Here is a 19,936-nt window from a genome sequence, read left to right on the forward strand (position 1 = left end):
GGACTTACCATTCGGCGACGCTACCGTCGGCATGGCGCCACACCGGGTTGCGCCAGCGGTGACCGACCTCGGCACGCTCCCGCACGTACGTCTCGTTGACCTCGATGCCCAGGCCCGGCCCCTGGGGGATGTCGACGAAACCGTCGCGGTAGGCGAACACTTCCGGCTTGACCAGGTAGTCGAGGATGTCGTTGCTCTCGTTGTAGTGGATGCCCAGGCTCTGCTCCTGGATGAAGGCGTTGTAACAGACCGCGTCCAGTTGCAGGTTGGCGGCCAGGGCGATCGGTCCCAGCGGGCAGTGCAGCGCCAGGGCGACGTCGTAGGCCTCGGCCATCGCCGCGATCTTGCGCGTCTCGGTGATGCCGCCGGAGTGCGAGGGGTCGGGCTGGATGATGTCGACGAAGCCGTCGGCCAGCACCCGCTTGAAGTCCCAGCGCGAGAACAGCCGCTCGCCGAGGGCGATCGGCGTCGAGGTGTGCTCGCGAATGTCGCGCAGCGCCTCGTAGTTCTCGCTGAGCACCGGCTCCTCGATGAACATCAGCCGGTAGGGCTCCAGCTCCCTGGCCAGGATCTTGGCCATCGGCTTGTGCACCCGGCCGTGGAAGTCCACGCCGATGCCGATGTCCGGACCCACCGCTTCGCGTACCGCCGCCACGTTGGCCACCGCCGCGTCGATCTTGGCGTAGGAGTCGACGAACTGCAGTTCCTCGGTACCGTTCATCTTCACCGCGCTGAAGCCGCGGCCGACCACCTCGCGGGCGGCGCGGGCGACGTCGGCCGGGCGGTCGCCGCCGATCCACGAGTAGACCTTGATGCGCTCGCGGCACTGGCCGCCGAGCAGGGCGTGCACCGGCACGCCGAGCGCCTTGCCCTTGATGTCCCAGAGCGCCTGGTCGATGCCGGCCAGGGCGCTCATGTGGGTCGGGCCGCCGCGGTAGAAGCCGGCGCGGTAGAGTACGTTCCAGTGATCCTCGATCAGCCGCGGGTCCTTGCCGACCAGGTAGTCGGCCAGCTCCGCGACGGCCGCCGCCACGCTGTGCGCGCGCCCTTCGACGATCGGCTCGCCCCAGCCGACGAGGCCCTCGTCGGTCTCGACCTTCAGGAACAGCCAGCGCGGCGGGACGATGTAGGTGGTCAGTCGGGTGATCTTCATGGTTTGCCTCTTGTTGTGCGGGCAGGTGGGGCCTGCCGTGGGGTTTGGGGAATTCCAGGTAACGCGGGCCTGCGGCGCCTCAGCCCTGCGTGCGCCGCCAGGCGGCGACGAAGGCCGCGGCCCGCTGCCCGACCTCGGCGGCGCTCAGGCCCGGCTGGTACAGCGCCGAGCCCAGGCCGAAGCCGCTGGCGCCGGCGTCGAGGTAGGGCTGCAGGGTGTCGGGGGTGACGCCGCCGACCGGCAGCAGGGCGATCTCGCGGGCAAACACCGCGCGCCAGGCCTTGACCACCGCCGGGCCGAACTGCTCGGCCGGGAACAGCTTGAGCGCGTCGGCGCCGGCTTCCCGCGCGGCGAAGCCCTCGGTCGGGGTGGCCACGCCGGGGGCGCAGAACAGCCCGGCGGCCTTGGCCGCACGGATCAGCCGCACATCGCTGTGCGGCATCACGATCAGCCGGCCGCCGGCGGCGGCGACCGCCTCGATCTGGGCCACCTCGAGCACGGTGCCGGCGCCGACCAGACAGCGCTCGCCCAGCGCGGCGGCCAGCCGGCGGATGCTCTCCAGCGGTTGCGGCGAGTTCAGGGGGACCTCGATGAGGCGGAAGCCGGCCTCGTACAGGGCCTGCCCGACCGGCAGGATCTCCTCGGGGGTGATGCCGCGGAGGATGGCCACCAGCGGCAGCTGGCGCATGCAGGCGTCAAACATAGTCGGTACTCCAGGTGGGGATGGCGGGGGTGGCGAGCAGGCCGGCGGCCTCGGCGATCCGCCAGAGTCCGGCGCTGCCGGCCTCCTCGAGGAGGCGCACGTCCTCCACGCCGAACTGCCGCAGGGCCTCGCGGTAGCGCCGGCACAGCGCGCCGTCGCCGATCAGCACCAGCGGCGGGCAGGCGCCGTCGAGGCTGGCGAGGGCACAGCGCAGCTCCTCGCCGATCAGCAGGCCGGAGAGGTAGTCGAGGCTCTCCTCGGCGGTCAGGCGTCCGGTCAGCACCAGGCTGCGGGTGCTGAACAGGCGGCCGGCGACGGCGCCCTCGCGAGCCAGATCCAGGCCGCGGGCGAAGGCTTCCGGCGAAGGCCGGCTGCCCTGCGCCCGGGCCGGGCGGCCGAGGATCGAGTGGTCGCGCAGCACGGCGAACAGCTCGCCGGTCATATATGTGGAGAAATGGCGGATGGCGCCGCCTTCGACCGTGACCCATTTCGAGTGGGTGCCCGGCAGCACCAGCAGGGCCTTGGCGGCCAGCTCCGGAGCCAGCTGCAGGGCGCCGAACAGCTGGGTTTCCTCGCCGCGCAGGACGTTCGGCAGCGCGCCGGCGTCCAGCACCCCGGGCACCAGGTGCAGGTAGCCGCCGTCGCCGCTGTCGATCCGCCGCAGGCCGCCGACCAGCCGCGCGGCGTCGGCCGGGCATTCCACGTAGGGCACCTCCTGCCAGCCCTGGGTGCTGCCGATCATGCCGGCGGCCAGCGCCGGCAGGTCGGCCCAGCGGGCGCGCCAGTCGCCGGTCAGGGCGGCGAAGGCGCGGGCGAAGTCGCCGTCGGGCACGTGCTGGATGCCCCAGGGCTCGGCGCGGCTGTCCAGCACGCGGCCGCCCTCGCCCAGCAGGTAGGCGCGCAGCGAGGAGGTGCCCCAGTCGAGGCCGATCAGACGCGGAATCTCAGAGTCGCTCATGGTTGGTTCCAACCCAGTTCGTGGGAGATGGCCCGGGCGCAGGCGATCGCCTCGGGACGCAGGTCGCGCAGGCGCGCCTCCGGCATGAAGGGAATGGCGCCGGTCACGCTGAGCGCGGCGACGATGGTGCCACCGGCGTCGCGCCTCCTGCGGAAAGACACTAAACTGGATTTTCGTTTGTTTCAACATATGAGATAACATCCCACATATTAAAACATGCAGAGTTTGCTTCACACTGTGCCAAGACTCAACGTCCCGGGCCGACCAGAGCCAAGCCAACCTATGACGAAAGGTATATGGCTGGCCCCTTCGCTTACATAGTGCGGAGCACAAAATTACCCGTCATGGCATGAATCTCTTCTATTCGAGTGGTGAACCGGCTCCTACCATGGAATTCAAGCGGTTCTTGCCGAGTCTTCTTGGCCCCCGAACCGATATGTCAGCTAGATATGTTTTTACCAGTGCTTATTACAAGTAAAACAAGAGGAGAAGCAGATGACGCTCAAAGCCACCAAGATCGCCCTGATAGGCGCCGGTTCGACGGTATTCATGAAGAACCTGCTGGGCGACCTGTTGCAGGTCGAGAAGCTGCGCAATGCCCATATCGCCCTGATGGACATCGACCCGCACCGGCTGGAAACCTCACAACTGGTCGCCGGCAAGATCGCCGAGGCGCTCGGCGCCTCGCCCACCTTCGAAGCCACCACCGACCGACGCCGCGCTCTGGACGGCGCCGACTACGTGATCACCATGATCCAGGTGGCCGGCTACAAGCCCGGCACCGTCACCGACTTCGAGGTGCCGAAGCGCCACGGCCTGCGCCAGACCATCGGCGACACTCTGGGCATCGGCGGCATCATGCGCGGCCTGCGCACCGCGCCCGTGCTGGTTGACATCGCCAAGGACATGCGCGAACTCTGCCCCCAGGCGCTGATGTTGCAGTACGTCAATCCGATGGCGATCAACTGCCTGGCGCTGAATCGTTTTACCCCGGAAATCCGCACCGTCGGCCTCTGCCATTCCGTGCAGGGAACGGCGAAGGAGCTGGCTGAAGACATCGGCGTACCGATCGACGAGATTCGTTACCGCTGCGCAGGTATCAACCACATGGCCTTCTACCTGTCCTTCGAGCGCTTACTGCCGGACGGCCGCACCGAGGACCTGTATCCGCGCATCCGCTCAGTGCTCGAGACCGGCAAAGTGCCCGACTGGAACCGGGTCCGTTACGAAGTGTTCAAGCATTTCGGGCATTTCGTCACCGAGTCTTCCGAGCACTTCGCCGAATACGTGCCCTGGTTCATCAAGCGCCATCGCCCCGACCTGATCGAGCAGTTCAATATTCCGCTCGACGAATACATCCGCCGTTGCGAGGTGCAGATCAACGACTGGGCGCAGCAAGAAAAAGCTCTTCTGCAAGGCGAAGGCCTCAAGATTTGCCGCAGTCACGAATACGCCTCGCAGATCATCGAAGCCGAACTCACCGGCCGGCCCACCCTCATCAACGGCAACGTCATGAATACCGGGCTGATCGCCAACCTGCCGGAAAGCGCCTGCGTCGAGGTGCCTTGCGTGGTCGATCACAACGGCATCCAGCCGACCCGCATCGGCGACCTGCCGGTCGGCCTCGCCGCCCTGATGCAGACCAACATCAACGTGCAGACCCTGACGGTGGAAGCGCTGGCCAGCGGCCGACGCGAGCACGTCAAGCAGGCGGCGATGCTCGACCCGCATACCGCCGCCGAGCTCAGTCTTGACGAAATCGACACCCTGGTGGACGAGTTGATCGAGGCCCACCAGGGTTGGCTGCCGCACCTGAGCTAACCGCCCTCCCGGAGGAGCGGTTTGCGACAGGGCGGTGAACGATGTTCGGTCAGGAAACCTGAACGACCGGACGGTTTACCCGCCCTGCCCCAATTCGACTCTCTCGGCTGAGCGAAAACCCTGTCTCGAGGGTTGGCTTTTCAACGAGACATAGAGCGGACTTGACCGCCCTCAGGCCTCGCTCGCGCATAGCGCCCTGAAAAAGCCGGCCAGATGAGTCCTGATGGTCTGTCAAAGTCAAAACGAAAAATTTCCCGATAAAAACAATGAGTCCGGGGTATACCAATGAACTTGACGCTCAATGCTGCAGCGGATCGTGCTATTCCCTATTTCAAATACGGCATGATCTTTTTCCTATATTTCTTCATCTTTGGCGGAACGGTTCCCTTCCTCGCTATCTGGCTTGGCGATGCGGCCAAGCTGGATGCCGGTGCCATAGGCCTGCTCTTCGCTTCCCTGGCGATATTCGCTCTGCTACTCCAGCCGGTATTCGGACTCCTGACTGATCGCCTAGACAACCGCAAGCATCTTCTCTGGTGCATTATCGCCCTGCTGGTCCTGCTGGCCCCCTACATGAAGTGGGTTTTCGTACCCCTGCTGACGGAAAACCTATTGCTCGGCGTATGCGCCGGCGGTATCTACCTGGGCATCATCTTCGCCGCCGGCGCCGGGACACTGGAAGCCTATATCGAGAAAGCCTGTCGGGCCGGTGATATCACCTATGGCCGGGTGCGCATGTTCGGGGCCATTGGCTATGGAAGTTCCGCTGCCGTCTCGGGAACGCTCATCAGTAGCAATCCCGAATCGATCTTCTGGATCGGCTCGGGCTGCGCCCTGGTGCTGGCCCTGTTGTTCTGGAGGATCCGACCGAGCTCAACCGTTGCACAGACCGATGGACTGCAAGAAAAGCCGGCGCCTGTTTCCTACGCGACGGTCAAAAAATTGTTGTTCGATCGTCGCTTCTGGTTCCTGGTGCTTTATGTCGTAGGCGTCGCCTGCCTCTACGACGTATTCGACCAGCAATTCGTGAAGTTCTTCTGCAGCTTCTTCGACTCACCACAGCAGGGCACCCGCGTATTCGGTTTCATCACGACCCTGACCGAAGGCTCGGTCGCGCTCATGATGTTCTGCATTCCTTGGGTATTGACTCGTATCGGCGGAAAGAACGCCTTGATCGTTGCCGGGTTCGTGATGTCGCTGCGCATCATCGGCTCCGGCTTCGCCTCAAGTCCCGCCGAAGTGGTTGCCCTGAAGATGCTGCATGCCCTGGAAGTCCCGCTGATCTATATCGGCATGTTCAAATATATCGAGGATGCTTTCGACGCGCGCCTATCCGCGACCATCTACATGGCAGGCTTCGTCTTCGCCAAGGGGCTTGGTATCAGCTTCATTTCCCCCCTTGCCGGGTATATGTATGAAGCTTTCGGCTTCAGAGAAGGTTACCTGCTCCTGGGCAGCCTGGCCCTTCTGTTCACCGTCGTTTCGATATTCACCCTCGACCGGGGCAGGCATAAAAGTACCTACTCGGCGGACACCCGCGAGGACGGCCCTGCCGTGATCGACGCCCCTGCGCTGTTCCCAGCGCTGATCTCGAAGTAGCGATAACTGAATCAATCGCCTGAAAGCAACCGGCCAGCCGATGTGCAGGAAATCAAGATAAAACCTTGCAGATCGGCGAGCCGGCCAAGTCATGCGATGGCCATGAACAACAAGAGACACATTGAGAGGTTGATATGGTATCGAGCAAGAAAATGGACCTGCATCCCGTCTATCCGGACCTCAAGGGCAAGACCGTGCTGATTTCTGGCGGCGGATCGGGGATCGGCGAAGCCATGGTCCGCGCCTTCGCCCGACAGGGCGCCCGGGTCGCCTTCGTCGACATCGCGCGGGAGGCCGGCGAAAAGCTGGAAGCCGAGCTGCTTGCCGAGGGACACGAGGTCGGTTTTTGCTGCTGCGACATCACCCGGGAAAGCGCCTATCGGGAGGCTATCGAGGGCCTCGCCAAGGCCCTTGGGCCGATCACTGCCCTGATAAACAATGCCGCCAGCGACACTCGCCACACCCTGGAAGAGGTCGGTTCCGACAGGTTCGACCAGTTGATCGCCGTGAACCTCAAGCACGCCTTCTTCGCCATCCAGGCGGTGGCGCCGATGATGAAGGCCGCCGGCGGCGGCTCGATCATCAACTTCGGCTCCATCGGCTGGATGATGGGCTCCAGTGGCTATCCGGTCTACGCGGCCAGCAAGGCGGCCACCCACGGCCTGACCAAGACCCTGGCGCGCGAGCTGGGGCCCTACCGTATCCGGGTCAATACCCTGGTTCCAGGCTGGGTGATGACCGACAAGCAGCTCGCCCTCTGGGTCGACGACGCGGCCAGAGAGCTGATCAAGCGCAGCCAGTGCCTGCCGGGCAATCTGGAGCCGGCGCATATCGCCAGCATGGCGCTGTTCCTGGCCTCCGACGCGGCGGCCATGTGTTCCGCGCAGAACTTCGTCGTCGATGGCGGCTGGGTATAAGTCTGTTCGATAAAAAATCAGCCCTGGAGTGTTTTTGTTGCCTCGGGGTTGTCGGCTCTACTCCTTACGGTTTCTGCATAGGATCGACTTTGTAACTTAAAAGTCGCCGGGCGATGCCGTGCAAAACTCAGGATAGTGTTCATGATTCATGATGTGTTCGATGCACGAAGCTGTATCTTGGGCGAAGGCGTAGTCTGGCATCCCGAGCGGAAACAGCTGTTCTGGTTCGATATTCTTGGCCGCAAGTTGCTTTCCAGCTTTGCGGGACGCCAGCAAGAGTGGGGCTTCGATGGTTGCGTATCGGCCGCAGGATGGGTGGACTCAAGCACACTTCTAATTGCTGGCGAGAGGGAACTATTTACCTTCGATATCGATACCGGAAAACAATGCCGGGTTATCCCATTGGAGGTCGAAAACCCTGTCACCCGGTCGAACGACGGCCGTGCCGATCCTTGGGGAGGATTCTGGATCGGAACCATGGGAAAACAGGCGCAATACAAGGCCGGGGCCATCTATCGATACTTCAAGGGAGAACTCCGGCCCCTGTTTCCCTCCATCACCATCCCCAATGCCATCTGCTTTTCGCCGGACCGCCGCTATGGATATTTCGCAGATACCGCCGAAGGCATGATCTGGCGCCAACCTCTGGCGGAGCATGATGGCTGGCCGGTGGACGAGCCCGAATTATTCATAAACTGCCGGGATCTTGGCTATAACCCGGACGGTGCAACCGTGGACAACTTTGGCCATCTCTGGAATGCCACCTGGGGTGCGGGAATCATTGTCCGCTATACGCCAAACGGCATGCTGGAGAGCATCCTTGACTGTCCGGCGAAAAACATGACCTGCGTGGCGTTCGGCGGCGAGAACCTGACCACCTTGTTTGCGACCTCCGCACAGCAAGAGCCGTCCGATCCGGCGTCGCGGCATGCCGGATCGACCTTCAGTTTCGAACTCGGGATTCAAGGTCTGCCCGAATATCAAGTCATCCTCTAGGTTGGTGGGTTTTCATGATTACCCTGCAGAATGAATCGACGCGTCTTGAACTACTCCCCGAACTCGGTGGAGGCATTGCAAGTTGGGTTGCCCTCGATTCTGGCCAGCCACTACTCCAAAGCCCGGTCGATAACAAACATGCGCCGTACAGTTGGGGAAAACTTGCCTGCTTTCCATTGGTGCCCTGGTCGAACCGGATAGAGCACAGCGGCTATGAAACCGCACAGGGATGGCTTTCCTTGTCCTGTTTCCAGGAAGGTGAACCCTATCCCATCCATGGCACCGCCTGGCATCAGCCATGGGAAGTTGTCAGCCGGTCAGCCGAAGAGGCGGTACTTCGGTTGGTCTCCCAAGCTCCCTATCCCTATAAGGCCGAGCAAAAATTCATCTTGGCTGGCGAAAGGCTGATCCTGGAATTGACGGTGGAACATATGGATCACCACCCGGCCTGGTATGGAATCGGGCTTCACCCGTTTTTCCCCCGCTGGGAAAACACGCAACTTCAGGCTTTTGCCGAAGCCGTCTGGTTCGAGGAAAACCGGCGCTTGCCGCGCGTCGAAAGCGCCATCGAGGGCGACTGGCGTTTCACCGATGCCAACAGGTTGCCGAAGACCCTGATCGACCATGCCTTTTCCGGCTGGGACGGCAGGTTTCTGATAAACCAGCCGGACACCGGTTATCAGTTGGAGTGTTCGGCCACCAACTCCAGATTCTTTGTACTTTATACCCCGCCGGGCAAAGACTTCTTCTGCTTCGAGCCGGTTTCCCATCCCATCAATGCACATCACTTGGAAGGCCGACCAGGACTGCAACTGCTGCAGTGCAATCAAAAGATCGATATGCGCATGATCCTAACCTACCGACCGCTGTAGCGATTTTCTTCTTTTTCGGCCGATGCACACAGCAACGCCGCCTGTCGCTCGTCGACAGGCTCGACAACAGGAAGCGCATATGTTTCGTCGCAAACTTTCAAGCACCGTCGCCATGACTGCTGTGACTTCGCCCTTGGAGGCGCTCCCGGGCGGCGCCTCCGCGGCCAGCCTCCAGGCAGCCGAGGCCGGGCTGGCGTGGTGGACTGATGCGATCATCTATCAGATCTACCCGCGCTCCTTCGCCGACGCCAACGGCGACGGCATCGGCGATCTGCCGGGGATCGCCTCGCGGCTGCCTTATTTGAAGCGCCTGGGTGTGGATGCGCTGTGGCTATCGCCCTTCTATCGCTCGCCCCAGGCCGATGCCGGCTACGATGTGGCCGACTACCGCGAGGTCGATCCGCTGTTCGGCACGCTGGAGGATTTCGATCGGCTGTTGCACGAGGCCCATGCCCTGGGCATCAAGGTTATCGTCGACCTGGTACCCAACCACACCTCCGACGAGCACGCCTGGTTCCAGGCGGCGCTCAAGTCGCCACCCGGCAGCCCCGAACGCGCCCGCTACCTGTTTCGCGACGGTCGCAGCGCGAATGGCGAGCTGCCGCCCAACAACTGGCAGAGCGTATTCGGCGGCCAGGCCTGGTCGCGGGCGCCGGGCGACCACCAATGGTATCTGCACCTGTTCGACGGCAAGCAGCCCGACCTCAACTGGGACAGCCCGCAGGTTCGCGCCGAGTTCGAGGACGTGCTGCGCTTCTGGCTGGACTTGGGCGTGGACGGCTTTCGGGTCGACGTGGCGCACGGCCTGGTCAAGGACTCGGAACTGCCCGATGCCGAACACCGCAAGGAAAACGGCGTGCTGGTCGGCCCCATGTGGGACCAGGACGGCGTGCACGAGATCTACCGCGCCTGGCGCCGCATCCTCGACGAATACCCGGGCGAGCGCATGATGGTGGCCGAGGCCGTGGTCGGCTCCCACTCCCGGCCGAACTACCTCCGCCCCGACGAGATGCAGCAGGCGTTCAATTTCGACTACCTGCTGCTCGAAGGCTGGGAGGCGGCGGCCTTCAGGAACGTCATCGATGCCTCGCTGGCCCTGTCGGCCGCGGTGGGCGCGACGACCACCTGGGTGACCTCAAACCACGACGTCGTGCGCGCGCCTTCGCGCTATGGTCTGAGCAAACCAGGCCTCCACCCCAGGGGCATCGATGCGGCCGGCGAGCAGCCGGACGAGGCGCTTGGCCTGCGCCGCGCCCGCGCCCTGGCCCTGTTGACCCTGGCCCTGCCCGGCTCGGCCTACCTCTACCAGGGCGAGGAACTGGGCCTGCCCGAACACACTACCCTGGAGGCCCGTTACCGCCAGGACCCCATGTTCGTCCGCACCCAGGGCGCGGACATCGGCCGCGACGGCTGCCGCGTGCCTCTGCCCTGGAGGACGCAGGCTCCGTCTCTCGGCTTCGGTTCGGGCGACAAGAGCGGGTTGCCGCAGCCGGCGGCGTACGCGCGCTACGCCGTGGACCGTCAGGAAGGCGTATCCGGCTCCACCCTGGAGTTGTATCGGCAGATCCTGCAATTACGCCGTGAATATACGCTGGGCAAAGGCCAACTGCGCTGGCTCGACGCCGACCAGGACGTGCTGGCCTTCGACAATGGCGACCTGCGCGTCCTGATCAACTTCGGGGCGCAGCCCACGGCACTGCCGGCGGGTGGTCAGGTGCTGCTGTCCAGTGAGCAGCTAGAGGAGCCGGGCGAGCTACCCGGCAATATGGCAGTCTGGTTGACACGACCGCAACCGTCCTCAACTTGAAGTGTCGGCATGCCCGACGTTCAGTATCTGCCTAGGATACCGAACATTCGGTCACGCAAATGGCTTCAACTTCAACTGGAAATATTTGGCCAAAGCAAATAAGTGCTGGTGTTACAACTGAAAAGTACTCGAAGAAAAATAATCCGATATTCGCCCCCATGCCTGCTCATGCAACCCCCCGAAATACGGGAGCCTATATGGTTCGCAGCGGCGGCAAACCTGGAAAATTTTCGTTCATGTGCTTATAGACCCCCTTTGACTTATGAAGTGCAGTCATCGACTCGAAAAACAAGTGCTTTCCCAGCGAGATACTCGCTTTATCCGAAATCCTAAAAACAACAAAAATACAATGATATGAAAAAAATACTGCTTCCAATTTGTTGTGCCTGTCTCATCATTCCTTTTCCGGTTCAAGCCTGGCAGTTCACAGGTTATTATCGCCTGGGGGCCGGTGGCTCTACCAAAGGTGGTACGCAATCCTGCTTCCAGTTGCCCGGTGCGCCCACAAAATACCGACTCGGCAACGAGTGTGAACAGTGGATCGAGCTTGGCCTAGAGCAAGAGGTCGTCCGACTTGCCGATGGGTCAACGCTCAGCGTCGTGGGCATGGGCGGCTTTTACAATCCGATTGGGCATATGCCGAAGTTCAAGGACTCCAACGAACATGGCGGTGGCTCCTCACGGATCCAGCAGATGTTCGTCAAATGGGAAAACATGTCCATTCTAAATGGTGGCAATTTCTGGCTTGGCCGGCGCTACTACAAGCGGAATGACATCCACATGACCGACTTCTACTACTGGAACCAGAGCGCTACCGGTTTCGGTTTCGACGAGGTGCCCATCGGCGACCTGCGCTACAGCTACGCCTTCTCGCGCAAGGACAACAAGAACCAGGAGCCCTATATCAACCGCCACGACTTCAACGTCAACGGCTTCAAGACCAATCCCGGCGGCGAGGTGCAAGTGGGCCTGAGCTACCTGCAGAAGCCGGACAGCAACGATGCCCACAGCGGCTGGGCCGTGAGCGTGCAGCACAAGCAGGCGGGCTTTCTCGGCGGGAAGTTCAACACCTTCGCCCTGCAATACGGCGAGGGACCGGGCACGGGCCTGGGTTATACCGGCGACCCGACCCTGGACAACGACAACAAGAGCTGGCGCCTGGTCGAGTACTTCGACTGGCAGACAACGGAGCGCTTCGGCGGCCAGTTCCAACTGGTCTACCAGAAGGACGTCCGTCCCGACGGCGACGACTCGCGCTGGCTGTCGATCGGCGTGCGGCCGGTCTACGCCTTCACCGAGCAGTTCAAGCTGAGCGCCGAGGTGGGGCGCGACCAGATCAAGGCGCCCGACGGCACCCGCATGCTGACCAAGTTCACCATCGCGCCGACCTGGTCGCCGGCTGGCCCGGGCTTCTGGGCGCGTCCGGAACTGCGTGTCTACTATACCTACGCCACCTGGAACAAGGCGGCGCAGCGCGCGGCCGCTCCCGACTCCACACTGTCCGACACCGGCGCCTTCGGCTCCGACCGCCACGGCGGCAACTTCGGCGTACAGGTCGAGTACTGGTGGAAATAAAGCGAGCCGCTTGGCGATCCGGAGCGGCACCATTAATGAGTCTCGCGAAGGTTGGCGACGGATATCGTGCGGGATAAAACCAATCCTCGCGCAAGTCAGGAGCAGGCTGGGGAAAACTCAGTCGCAGGTCTGCCCGGAATGCCCGAGCACGGCGGAGAACTATCTGACCAGCTGCTGGCGCTGGCTAGAACGCTATGTTGGGGCGAGCATCCGTCGATCGATAACAACTGCACCGAACAGCAATATCCAAGAGCACAAAATTACCTGTCATGGCATAAACCTCTCCTACGCGTGGGATGTACTGCCTTCTATCATGGGGCTCAAGCAGCCCCCATCAAGTCTTTATGGATCATGGACTGAGGCGATGGCCGATATGTTCTTACCCATGCCACTGTGAAAAGGAATATCCCCATGAGCTATAGCGCCGCTCCGAACCGCTACGAACGCATCCCCTACCGCCGCGTCGGCCGCAGCGGCCTGGTGCTGCCGGCCCTGTCCCTGGGGCTGTGGCACAACTTCGGCGACAGCACCCCGCTCGACACCCAGCGCGCCCTGCTGCGCACCGCCTTCGACCTCGGCATCAACCACTTCGACTTGGCCAACAACTACGGCCCCCCCTACGGCAGCGCCGAGATCAACTTCGGCCGCCTGCTGCGCGAGGACTTCCGCGCCTACCGTGACGAGCTGATCCTCTCCACCAAGGCCGGCTGGGACATGTGGCCCGGCCCCTATGGCCAGGGCGGCGGCTCGCGCAAGTATGTGCTTGCCAGCCTCGACCAGAGCCTCAAGCGCCTGGGCGTCGATTATGTGGATATCTTCTACTCGCATCGCTTCGACGCCGACACGCCGCTAGAGGAAACCGCCGGCGCCCTGGCTGACGCCGTGCGCCAGGGCAAGGCGCTGTACGTGGGCATCTCCGCCTATTCGGAAGGCAAGACCCAGGAGATCGCCGCCCTGCTGCGCGAGCACCGGGTGCCGCTGTTGATCCACCAGCCAGCCTACAATCTGTTCAACCGCTGGCTGGAAAAGGACCTGCTGGCCACCACCGAGGAACTCGGCGCCGGGGTGATCGCCTTCACCCCGCTGGCCCAAGGCCTGCTCACCGGCAAGTACCTGAACGGCATCCCCGCCGATGCACGGGTCAACCGGCCCGGCGGCGCCTCGCTGCGCCCCGAGTACCTGTCCGAGGCGAACATCCGGCGCGCCCGGGCGCTTGCCGAGATCGCCCACCGACGCGGGCAGAGCCTGGCCCAGTTGGCCCTGGCCTGGCTCCTGCGCGATACGCGGGTGACCTCGGCGCTGATCGGCGCCAGCCGCCCTGAGCAGCTCGTCGAGAACGTCGCCGCCCTGGACAACCTGGCATTCGACGCCGAGGAGTTGGCCGAGATCGACCGCCATGCCGCCGAAAGCGGGGTCAACCTCTGGGACAGGCCCTACACCGACTGACAAGGTACTCGGTCTTTGCAGGAACGAGCCGGACTACGCCTGTCCCTGGAATCTGGATTGCAGGAAACCTGGCGACGCCCGCCGCGCCCTCGTCAAGGCAGGTGCCTTGATCCTGGCCGAGATCGACAGACAGGCGGCTCATGCGCAAGCTGCTCAGGATGCACGGTCGCCCTCGCGTATCGGTTACCGACAAGCTCGGAAGTGATGCGGCGGCGAACATGAAAATGGGACTGAACCTCGAACACCACCAGCACAAGGGCTTGAACAACCGGGCGGAGAATTCGCATCAGTCGCCCCGAGTACTCGAGGAAGTGATGCGCCGCTTCAAATCAGCACGCAACAGAAGCGAGAGGCACGTCCCCAATCCTTCGCAGCTTGGGAACGGATGACGCGTGCTCCGACGCCAGAATGTCTCACTGCGTGAGTTCCTTGTCCTCGCGGGCCATGTTCTCATTCGGCTAAGCATCAACAAAATAACAGTATAGACGATTACCCAGGACGGGCGCAGTTGGTGCGGCGATGCCTAAGCTCGACTAGCTTGCAGCAATAATATTCTATTATTTCAATCATTCATAATAACAAGGAGATAGAACCATGCCAGTCACTTCGAAACCTTTAGACCTCATTGTTTTTGATGAGTATCAGACTAGCAACAGCTCTATCTATAACGAACTCCATGCCGGCTTATCGAGACAACCGAATATTTCTTCTGGAGAAAAGTTTTGGTATCCACTGCTGGAGAAGCTGAAATGAAATTGGCACTGGTTGGCGACATTGGAGGCACTAATGCACGCTTCGCTCTGTGGATCAATGGGCAGATAGAGTCAGTAAAAACATTGGCTGCTGCCGATTTTGCCAGTCCGGAGTTAGCAATAGAGCATTACTTGTCCTCCCTCGGATTGGCGCCAGACACGCTCTCTAATCTGTGTCTGGGCTGTGCTGGTCCAGTGTCTAGCGAGGACTTTCGCTTCACTAACAATCACTGGACATTGAACCGTACTGCTTTTCGCCAAGCATTACAGTTGGATAATCTGATATTGATCAATGACTTTACTGCTATGGCGCTGGGTATGACACGCTTGCATGAAAGTGAGCGCATTCAGATTTGTCCTGGCGTTGCGGAGTCTGGCAGACCATCGCTGGTAATAGGTCCAGGCACGGGGCTGGGTGTCAGTACTCTGCTGCCTGATGACAAAGAGCGATGGAAGGTCCTGTCCGGTGAAGGTGGACATGTTGATCTGCCCATTGGCAGTCTGCGTGAGGCGGCATTATGGCAGCAACTCTTCGGTGAGCTTGGCCATGTGCGGGCTGAAGATATTCTCAGTGGCAGCGGTTTGACACGCCTCTACCGTTCTATTTGCGCTTTGGATAAGTATGTTCCGCATTTGAGCACACCAGCCGAGATCAGCGCTGCAGCTCTGGCCGGAGATCCGGTTGCAAAGGAGGTTCTGAGCTTGTTCTGCATCTGGCTCGGGCGCGTTACAGGCAACAATGTACTGACCATGGGGGCTCGCGGGGGCGTATACATCGTCGGCGGTGTAATTCCGCGCTTTGCAGCTTTTTTCCAATCTAGTGGCTTTGCTGACAGCTTGTGCCACAAGGGCAGCATGAGCCATTACCTCAAAGGTGTGCCAGTCTGGCTGGTAACAGCTGAATATCCGGGCCTAGAAGGCGCCGGCGTTGCCTTGCAGCAAATGCTGGAACCTACCAGCAATTTCCCGTGCAGATAAACTGCGCACAAGAGAGGGAGGGCACGTGAAAGCGGAACAAGTCGTGCCTGATTGGTACAATTCCGCCGTCCTGCCTGGAATGAATCGATGCCCCGGGAACACTACAGCGAATTGCTCGCGTTGATCTCGGTTGCAGAGGAAGAGGAACGCAGCTTCACCCGCGCAGCCGCCCGGCTCGGTATCTCCCAGTCGATGCTCAGCCACACCATCCGTGGACTGGAAGCACGGCTCGGGGTGCGGCTGCTGACGCGGACCACCCGCATATCGGTCACCGAGGCCGGCGAACGGCTGTTGCGCGTGGTCGCCCCGCGGTTCAAGGACATCGCCTCGGAGCTGCGGGATCCTGCCCGCCTACCCGAAGATCAAGGTGGAGCTGAGTTCCGACTACGCCCTCACCGATATCGTCCAGGGCAGGTATGACTTCGGCGTTCGCCTGGGCGATGAGTTGACCAGGGACAGCTCGGCCGTGCGCATCGCGCCCGACCTGCAATTCGCCATCGTCGGCGCGCCGGCGTATTTCGCCTCGCGCGCGATGCCTGCCAACCCCCAGGACCTGACGAACCACGCGTGCATCAATCTCCGGCTCCCGACGCGGGGCAACCTGTACGCCTGGGAACTCAGGAAGGACCAGAGCGAGCTGAATGTGCGGGTAGACGGCCAGCTGGTGTTCAACGGTATCTACCAGATCGTGAATGCCGCGTTGTCGGGGCATGGATTGGCCTACGTTCCCGAAGACCTGGCGCGCCCGCATCTCGAATCCAGGCGCTTGCTGCCGGTGATGAAGAGCTGGTGGTGCACCTTTCCCGGCTATCACCTCTACTACTCCAGCCAGCGCGAAACCTTGCGGGCCATGCAGATCCTGATCGAGGCGCTGCACTACGGGGAATAGCCTCGTCCGAAGGCAGGCTCCCGCTCCGGGACGGCCTTCGGCGGTGGGAGGCGCCATTCGCGGATGAGCCATGCCACGCGGTCGGCTGGATTAATCACCCTGGCTCATGGCTCCATTCGGAGTTTTGTGTTTTTCGCATAGTCCGGCCTCCCTATCATGGGGCTCCAACAGCGGCGGCAAGCGAACCATCCCGCTCGCGACGTCCTGCACGCCCAGCCGCACCTTCATCCGACCTCGTCCTCCGCGAGGCGGTGCCGGGTTGCGCATTGCCGGAGCGGAGTAGACCCGATGACGACTTCACCTCTCGAATCCGTATCTGCCCGGCGGCAGATCGGCATGCCGTGGGCTCCATGGCGCTTTGCGTGGCGATGATGATCGCCGCCGAATTCATGCCGGTCAGCCTGCTGACACCGATCGCCGAAGATCTGCAGGCCACCCAGGGCCTGGCAGGACAGGCCATCTCGGTGTTCGGCTTCTTCGTGTTCGGCTTCTTCGCGGTGCTGTCCAGCCTGTTCATCGCGCCGATCGCCGGCACGTCCTGATGGGCATGACCCTGCTGATGCTGCTGTCGCTGGCGAAAATGGGCGATTCGCGGGAACCCACTTTGCCGGCGCCATGCTCCATCGGCAGCGCCTCTACCCGCTCCTGCGCTACCTCCCCCTGGCCCTTGCCGCCGCCACCCTGGCCATGATGGAAGCCGGGCATCTCTTCTGGGCGGTGGCGGCCATGATGGTCGGCTTGGGAGCGCTGAACGCTGCCATACCGGTGTGCTGGTCTACCTGGCTGGCCAAGGAAATCGATGACGAGCCGGAAAGCGGCGGCGGACTGATGGTCGCCTCGATCCAGCTGGCGATCATGATGGGCGGTGCACTGGGTGGCCAGCTCCTGGACCGTGCCAATGCTTCCGCCCCCCCTGCTGGGAGGCGGGTCCTGCTGATCCTTTCCGTGCTGGTCATCGGCAACGGCACCCGGATCAGGAGACCGGCACAGGCCTGAGCCAAAAGCCGCGGCCCGGGCCATCCAGCTGGCCAAGGCCGTTGGACGCCTGGAGCCGCGAAGAGGAGTTCCTGCGCGATGCGCTGCGACCGATGGGCCGCGCGCTTTCGCGCCGGAATCGACCAGAACGGCCTGCCGCAGGCCCTGTACGCCGAGGCCGTCGGCGAGAGCCCCACTGAGCGCTGGTTCGGCCGCCAGCCGGACAAGGCCAACGACGCGGCGGTCGAAGGCATCGCCAGGAAGCCTTACGCCATTCCCACTCGACGGGTCGCCCAGGTCTACCTGGAACACCCGCCCACCCTTGGCTTCGGTCGGGCATTCGATGAACGACTTCTTCTACGAATCCTTCCTCGATGAAGTGGCCGATGCCGGCCAGCAGGACCCGTACGCGCTGCGCCTGCGCCTGCTGGCCGACAAACCACGGCACAAGGCGCTGCTGCAGGCGGTCGCCGAGTTTTCGGGCGGCTGGAAACGCGGCCCCTTCACCGCGAGCGACGGCAGCCAGCGCGCCCGTGGCGTGGCCATGGCGTCGCCGTTCGGCAGCGAGGTCGCCACCATCGCCGAGGTGTCCATCGAGGACGGCTCGGTGCTGGTCCACGATGTTTGGGTGGCCTTCGACCCCGGCAGCATCGTCAACCCCGCCATCGTCGAGGCCCAGGTGAAGTCCGCCGTGGCGCTGGGGCTTTCGTCCACCCTGCTGGAGGAGGTCGTCTACGAGAACGGCATGCCCCGCGCGCGCAACTTCGGCGCCTACGCCATCCTGCCGCCCGACCGGATGCCCCGCGTGCATGTGCGCATCGTCGAGAGCGGCGCCCCCGGACTTCCGGGCGTCCCGCCGGCCGTGATCAACGCGGTGGCGGTGCTCACCGGGCAGCGCGTGCGCAGCCTTCCCCTGTCCAGAACCCGCTTCGCTGGCGCGTGATGCGCCAGCCGGCCTCATCCCATCCCCCGCTACCCGTAAGGAAACCGCCGACCATGAAGCGTCCCTTCCAAGCCACCTTGCTTCTCGCCCAGCTCTGCACCGGCGCCGCGCTCGCCGATGGCATCAAGGTGATACCCAATGGCGACCAGGCCAGCATGGCGGGCCCGGCCGACTACTTCACCGGCAACGCCGTGGTCGACATGCTGTTCACCCCCACGGAATACAGCCAGGTCAGCGGCGCTCACGTCACCTTCGCGCCGGGCGCCCGCACGGCCTGGCATACCCATCCACGCGGGCAGACGCTGAGTTTTCCAAACAAATGGTCGGCCATCGGCACCTTGCTGGAGCGATTCCCATCCACCGAATGCAAACGTTATATCCGCCAGTGCGGTTATGGCCGGTCAGATAAAAACGCTCCACTGGAGGGGCGGAATATTTCCTTGAACACCAGCAGCAGATCCAAGGCAAGGGCCAGGCCGATGGCGCCCATGGCGACGGAGAACAGCAGCGCGTACTGGCCGTGGCTGGCGGAGAACAGCGCCGAATAGGCGTAGCCGGCCAGGGCCTGGAAGCTCGCGAAGGATACGGTGGCACGGCTCCAGGTGGCATTCTGCTGGTGGTGGTCGGCAACCAGCTGGTGCACGCGGGCCAGCGCCAGCGGCACGATGCCGGGCGGAAACGACCCGATCACCAGCGCCGCGACGGCCAGCAGGCGCAGGTCGGCGACCGTCACCAGTACCGCGAGAGCGCCGGCCTGGACCAGCAGCACCAGGCGGATCGCCGAGCGCGCACCCCAGTGGTCGGCCAGGAAACCGTACACCACCGGCCCGGCGATGGCGCCCACCCCGTACAGCGTCCAGACCAGCGCGCCGCTGTGGCTGCCGGCGCCGAGGCCGCGGCTGACGTAATCGACCAGAAACATCATCGGCGCCACCAGCCCGGCGGCCATCAACGCGTATTGGGCGAACAGCACGTAGAGGCCCGTCGAGCCGCGCACGTCGGCGGCGCTCGAGGTGGCCGGCGTACGCGCCTTTTCCAGAGGCCAGCCGAACCAGCTGGTGGCGGTCAGCAGCAACGCTACCCCGCCCAGACCCAGCCAGGCCGGCAACAGGCCGAAGGAGAGCAGGAACGGCACCAGGCTGCCCGAGCCGGCGATGCCCAGGCCGACGCCGAGAAAGATCGCACCGCTGGCCAGGCCGCGACGGTTCGGCGCGACATGCGGCAGGATAGCACTTGCCGCGAGCACCATGATCACCCCGCCGGCGATGCCGGACAGCAGCCGCCAGCCGAAAAACCAGGCCATGGACAGCGGTACGGCGCAGGCGAAGAACGACAGGGCCACCAGTACCATCATGGCGCGCAGCACCCCGGTGCTCGACCAGCGGGCGGCGAGCGGCCGTCCTCCCAGTGCTCCGATGAGGTAGCCGGCGAGATTGGCCGCCCCCAGGTAGACCACTGCCGATGGGGAGAACCAGTGCCCGTCGATCAGCGCGGACACCAAGGGTGTGTAGGCGAAGCGGGCGAGGCCGATGCCGACCAGGCTGGCGCACAG

General features: G+C 63.0%; 18 protein-coding genes and 2 pseudogenes. 15 read left to right on the forward strand and 5 right to left on the reverse strand.

Translation table 11 applies throughout. The features are described from left to right. Window positions 1-4: 4 nt before the first annotated feature. The 4 genes from dgoD to BMY22_RS19115 form a co-directional block, all read right to left on the reverse strand. The gene (dgoD, locus tag BMY22_RS19100) at window positions 5-1,153 is read right to left on the reverse strand and encodes a galactonate dehydratase (protein WP_090624702.1); all 1,149 of its coding nucleotides are present in this window, start codon (window positions 1,151-1,153) and stop codon (window positions 5-7) included. A gap of 79 nt (window positions 1,154-1,232) precedes the next feature. After that, window positions 1,233-1,856: a 2-dehydro-3-deoxy-6-phosphogalactonate aldolase gene (locus BMY22_RS19105; RefSeq protein WP_090624704.1), complete on the reverse strand. Its 624-nt coding sequence runs from the start codon at window positions 1,854-1,856 to the stop codon at window positions 1,233-1,235. Further along, on the reverse strand, window positions 1,849-2,814 hold the full coding sequence (locus BMY22_RS19110) for a 2-dehydro-3-deoxygalactonokinase (protein WP_090624706.1): 966 nt from the start codon (window positions 2,812-2,814) through the stop codon (window positions 1,849-1,851). Before BMY22_RS19110 ends, BMY22_RS19105 begins: the two co-directional genes overlap by 8 nt. Then, window positions 2,811-2,975 (reverse strand): hypothetical protein, encoded by a 165-nt coding sequence (locus BMY22_RS19115; protein WP_244158921.1) that lies wholly within the window; start codon window positions 2,973-2,975, stop codon window positions 2,811-2,813. Before BMY22_RS19115 ends, BMY22_RS19110 begins: the two co-directional genes overlap by 4 nt. A gap of 334 nt (window positions 2,976-3,309) precedes the next feature. On the opposite strand from BMY22_RS19115, the gene melA reads away from it, so the two are divergent. From melA to BMY22_RS19180, 15 genes and pseudogenes are all read left to right on the forward strand, one after another. Beyond that, entirely contained in the window at window positions 3,310-4,635 is a 1,326-nt protein-coding gene (gene melA / locus BMY22_RS19120) for an alpha-glucosidase/alpha-galactosidase (protein WP_090624708.1), read from the forward strand. Between the two features lie 285 nt (window positions 4,636-4,920). Beyond that, window positions 4,921-6,234, forward strand: coding sequence for an oligosaccharide MFS transporter (locus BMY22_RS19125; RefSeq protein ID WP_090624709.1), 1,314 nt, complete (start codon window positions 4,921-4,923; stop codon window positions 6,232-6,234). A 134-nt stretch (window positions 6,235-6,368) separates the two neighbouring features. Then, a complete protein-coding gene (locus tag BMY22_RS19130) occupies window positions 6,369-7,151 on the forward strand; it encodes an SDR family NAD(P)-dependent oxidoreductase (RefSeq protein WP_090624711.1) in 783 nt (260 codons plus the stop codon). A 141-nt stretch (window positions 7,152-7,292) separates the two neighbouring features. Next, window positions 7,293-8,147, forward strand: coding sequence for an SMP-30/gluconolactonase/LRE family protein (locus BMY22_RS19135; RefSeq protein ID WP_090624712.1), 855 nt, complete (start codon window positions 7,293-7,295; stop codon window positions 8,145-8,147). Window positions 8,148-8,161: 14 nt separating this feature from the next. Continuing rightward, a complete protein-coding gene (locus BMY22_RS19140) occupies window positions 8,162-9,019 on the forward strand; it encodes an aldose 1-epimerase (protein ID WP_090624714.1) in 858 nt (285 codons plus the stop codon). A 112-nt stretch (window positions 9,020-9,131) separates the two neighbouring features. Continuing rightward, the gene (locus BMY22_RS19145; protein WP_090624722.1) at window positions 9,132-10,826 is read left to right on the forward strand and encodes a glycoside hydrolase family 13 protein; all 1,695 of its coding nucleotides are present in this window, start codon (window positions 9,132-9,134) and stop codon (window positions 10,824-10,826) included. A 354-nt stretch (window positions 10,827-11,180) separates the two neighbouring features. Beyond that, window positions 11,181-12,401, forward strand: coding sequence for a maltoporin (locus BMY22_RS19150; protein ID WP_090624715.1), 1,221 nt, complete (start codon window positions 11,181-11,183; stop codon window positions 12,399-12,401). 411 nt (window positions 12,402-12,812) lie between these two features. Then, the gene (gene mgrA / locus BMY22_RS19155; protein WP_090624717.1) at window positions 12,813-13,847 is read left to right on the forward strand and encodes an L-glyceraldehyde 3-phosphate reductase; all 1,035 of its coding nucleotides are present in this window, start codon (window positions 12,813-12,815) and stop codon (window positions 13,845-13,847) included. A gap of 140 nt (window positions 13,848-13,987) precedes the next feature. Further along, entirely contained in the window at window positions 13,988-14,236 is a 249-nt protein-coding gene (locus tag BMY22_RS19160) for a DDE-type integrase/transposase/recombinase (protein WP_208599343.1), read from the forward strand. Between the two features lie 205 nt (window positions 14,237-14,441). Next, window positions 14,442-14,600, forward strand: coding sequence for a hypothetical protein (locus BMY22_RS24485; RefSeq protein WP_167363774.1), 159 nt, complete (start codon window positions 14,442-14,444; stop codon window positions 14,598-14,600). Continuing rightward, the gene (locus BMY22_RS19165; RefSeq protein ID WP_090624719.1) at window positions 14,597-15,577 is read left to right on the forward strand and encodes a glucokinase; all 981 of its coding nucleotides are present in this window, start codon (window positions 14,597-14,599) and stop codon (window positions 15,575-15,577) included. Before BMY22_RS24485 ends, BMY22_RS19165 begins: the two co-directional genes overlap by 4 nt. Before the next feature lie 87 nt (window positions 15,578-15,664). After that, window positions 15,665-16,466, forward strand: a pseudogene (locus BMY22_RS19170) (LysR family transcriptional regulator). Between the two features lie 362 nt (window positions 16,467-16,828). Next, a complete protein-coding gene (locus BMY22_RS25015) occupies window positions 16,829-17,008 on the forward strand; it encodes a hypothetical protein (protein WP_244158922.1) in 180 nt (59 codons plus the stop codon). 73 nt (window positions 17,009-17,081) lie between these two features. Then, complete coding sequence (locus tag BMY22_RS25020; protein ID WP_244158923.1) at window positions 17,082-17,462, forward strand: MFS transporter; 381 nt, start codon at window positions 17,082-17,084, stop codon at window positions 17,460-17,462. Between the two features lie 16 nt (window positions 17,463-17,478). Further along, window positions 17,479-18,384 (forward strand): annotated as a pseudogene (locus BMY22_RS19180) (molybdopterin cofactor-binding domain-containing protein); the annotation flags it as partial. Window positions 18,385-18,775: 391 nt separating this feature from the next. Here BMY22_RS19180 and BMY22_RS19185 read toward each other — a convergent pair. Beyond that, on the reverse strand, window positions 18,776-19,936 hold a 1,161-nt coding region (locus tag BMY22_RS19185), incomplete at its 5' end, for a YbfB/YjiJ family MFS transporter (RefSeq protein WP_090624721.1).

This window comes from Azotobacter beijerinckii, assembly GCF_900110885.1.
In the GTDB taxonomy this organism is placed as follows: Bacteria; Pseudomonadota; Gammaproteobacteria; order Pseudomonadales; family Pseudomonadaceae; genus Azotobacter; species Azotobacter beijerinckii.

Coding starts and splice junctions, on each gene's coding strand:
- BMY22_RS19150 (WP_090624715.1), top strand. CDS start 11,181: ATGAAAAAAATACTGCTTCCAATTTGTTGTGCCTGTCTCATCATTCCT.
- dgoD (WP_090624702.1), bottom strand. CDS start 1,153: ATGAAGATCACCCGACTGACCACCTACATCGTCCCGCCGCGCTGGCTG.
- BMY22_RS19145 (WP_090624722.1), top strand. CDS start 9,132: ATGACTGCTGTGACTTCGCCCTTGGAGGCGCTCCCGGGCGGCGCCTCC.
- mgrA (WP_090624717.1), top strand. CDS start 12,813: ATGAGCTATAGCGCCGCTCCGAACCGCTACGAACGCATCCCCTACCGC.
- BMY22_RS19105 (WP_090624704.1), bottom strand. CDS start 1,856: ATGTTTGACGCCTGCATGCGCCAGCTGCCGCTGGTGGCCATCCTCCGC.
- BMY22_RS19135 (WP_090624712.1), top strand. CDS start 7,293: ATGATTCATGATGTGTTCGATGCACGAAGCTGTATCTTGGGCGAAGGC.
- melA (WP_090624708.1), top strand. CDS start 3,310: ATGACGCTCAAAGCCACCAAGATCGCCCTGATAGGCGCCGGTTCGACG.
- BMY22_RS24485 (WP_167363774.1), top strand. CDS start 14,442: ATGCCAGTCACTTCGAAACCTTTAGACCTCATTGTTTTTGATGAGTAT.
- BMY22_RS25020 (WP_244158923.1), top strand. CDS start 17,082: ATGCTCCATCGGCAGCGCCTCTACCCGCTCCTGCGCTACCTCCCCCTG.
- BMY22_RS19125 (WP_090624709.1), top strand. CDS start 4,921: ATGAACTTGACGCTCAATGCTGCAGCGGATCGTGCTATTCCCTATTTC.
- BMY22_RS19130 (WP_090624711.1), top strand. CDS start 6,369: ATGGTATCGAGCAAGAAAATGGACCTGCATCCCGTCTATCCGGACCTC.
- BMY22_RS19160 (WP_208599343.1), top strand. CDS start 13,988: ATGCGCAAGCTGCTCAGGATGCACGGTCGCCCTCGCGTATCGGTTACC.
- BMY22_RS19140 (WP_090624714.1), top strand. CDS start 8,162: ATGATTACCCTGCAGAATGAATCGACGCGTCTTGAACTACTCCCCGAA.
- BMY22_RS19165 (WP_090624719.1), top strand. CDS start 14,597: ATGAAATTGGCACTGGTTGGCGACATTGGAGGCACTAATGCACGCTTC.
- BMY22_RS19110 (WP_090624706.1), bottom strand. CDS start 2,814: ATGAGCGACTCTGAGATTCCGCGTCTGATCGGCCTCGACTGGGGCACC.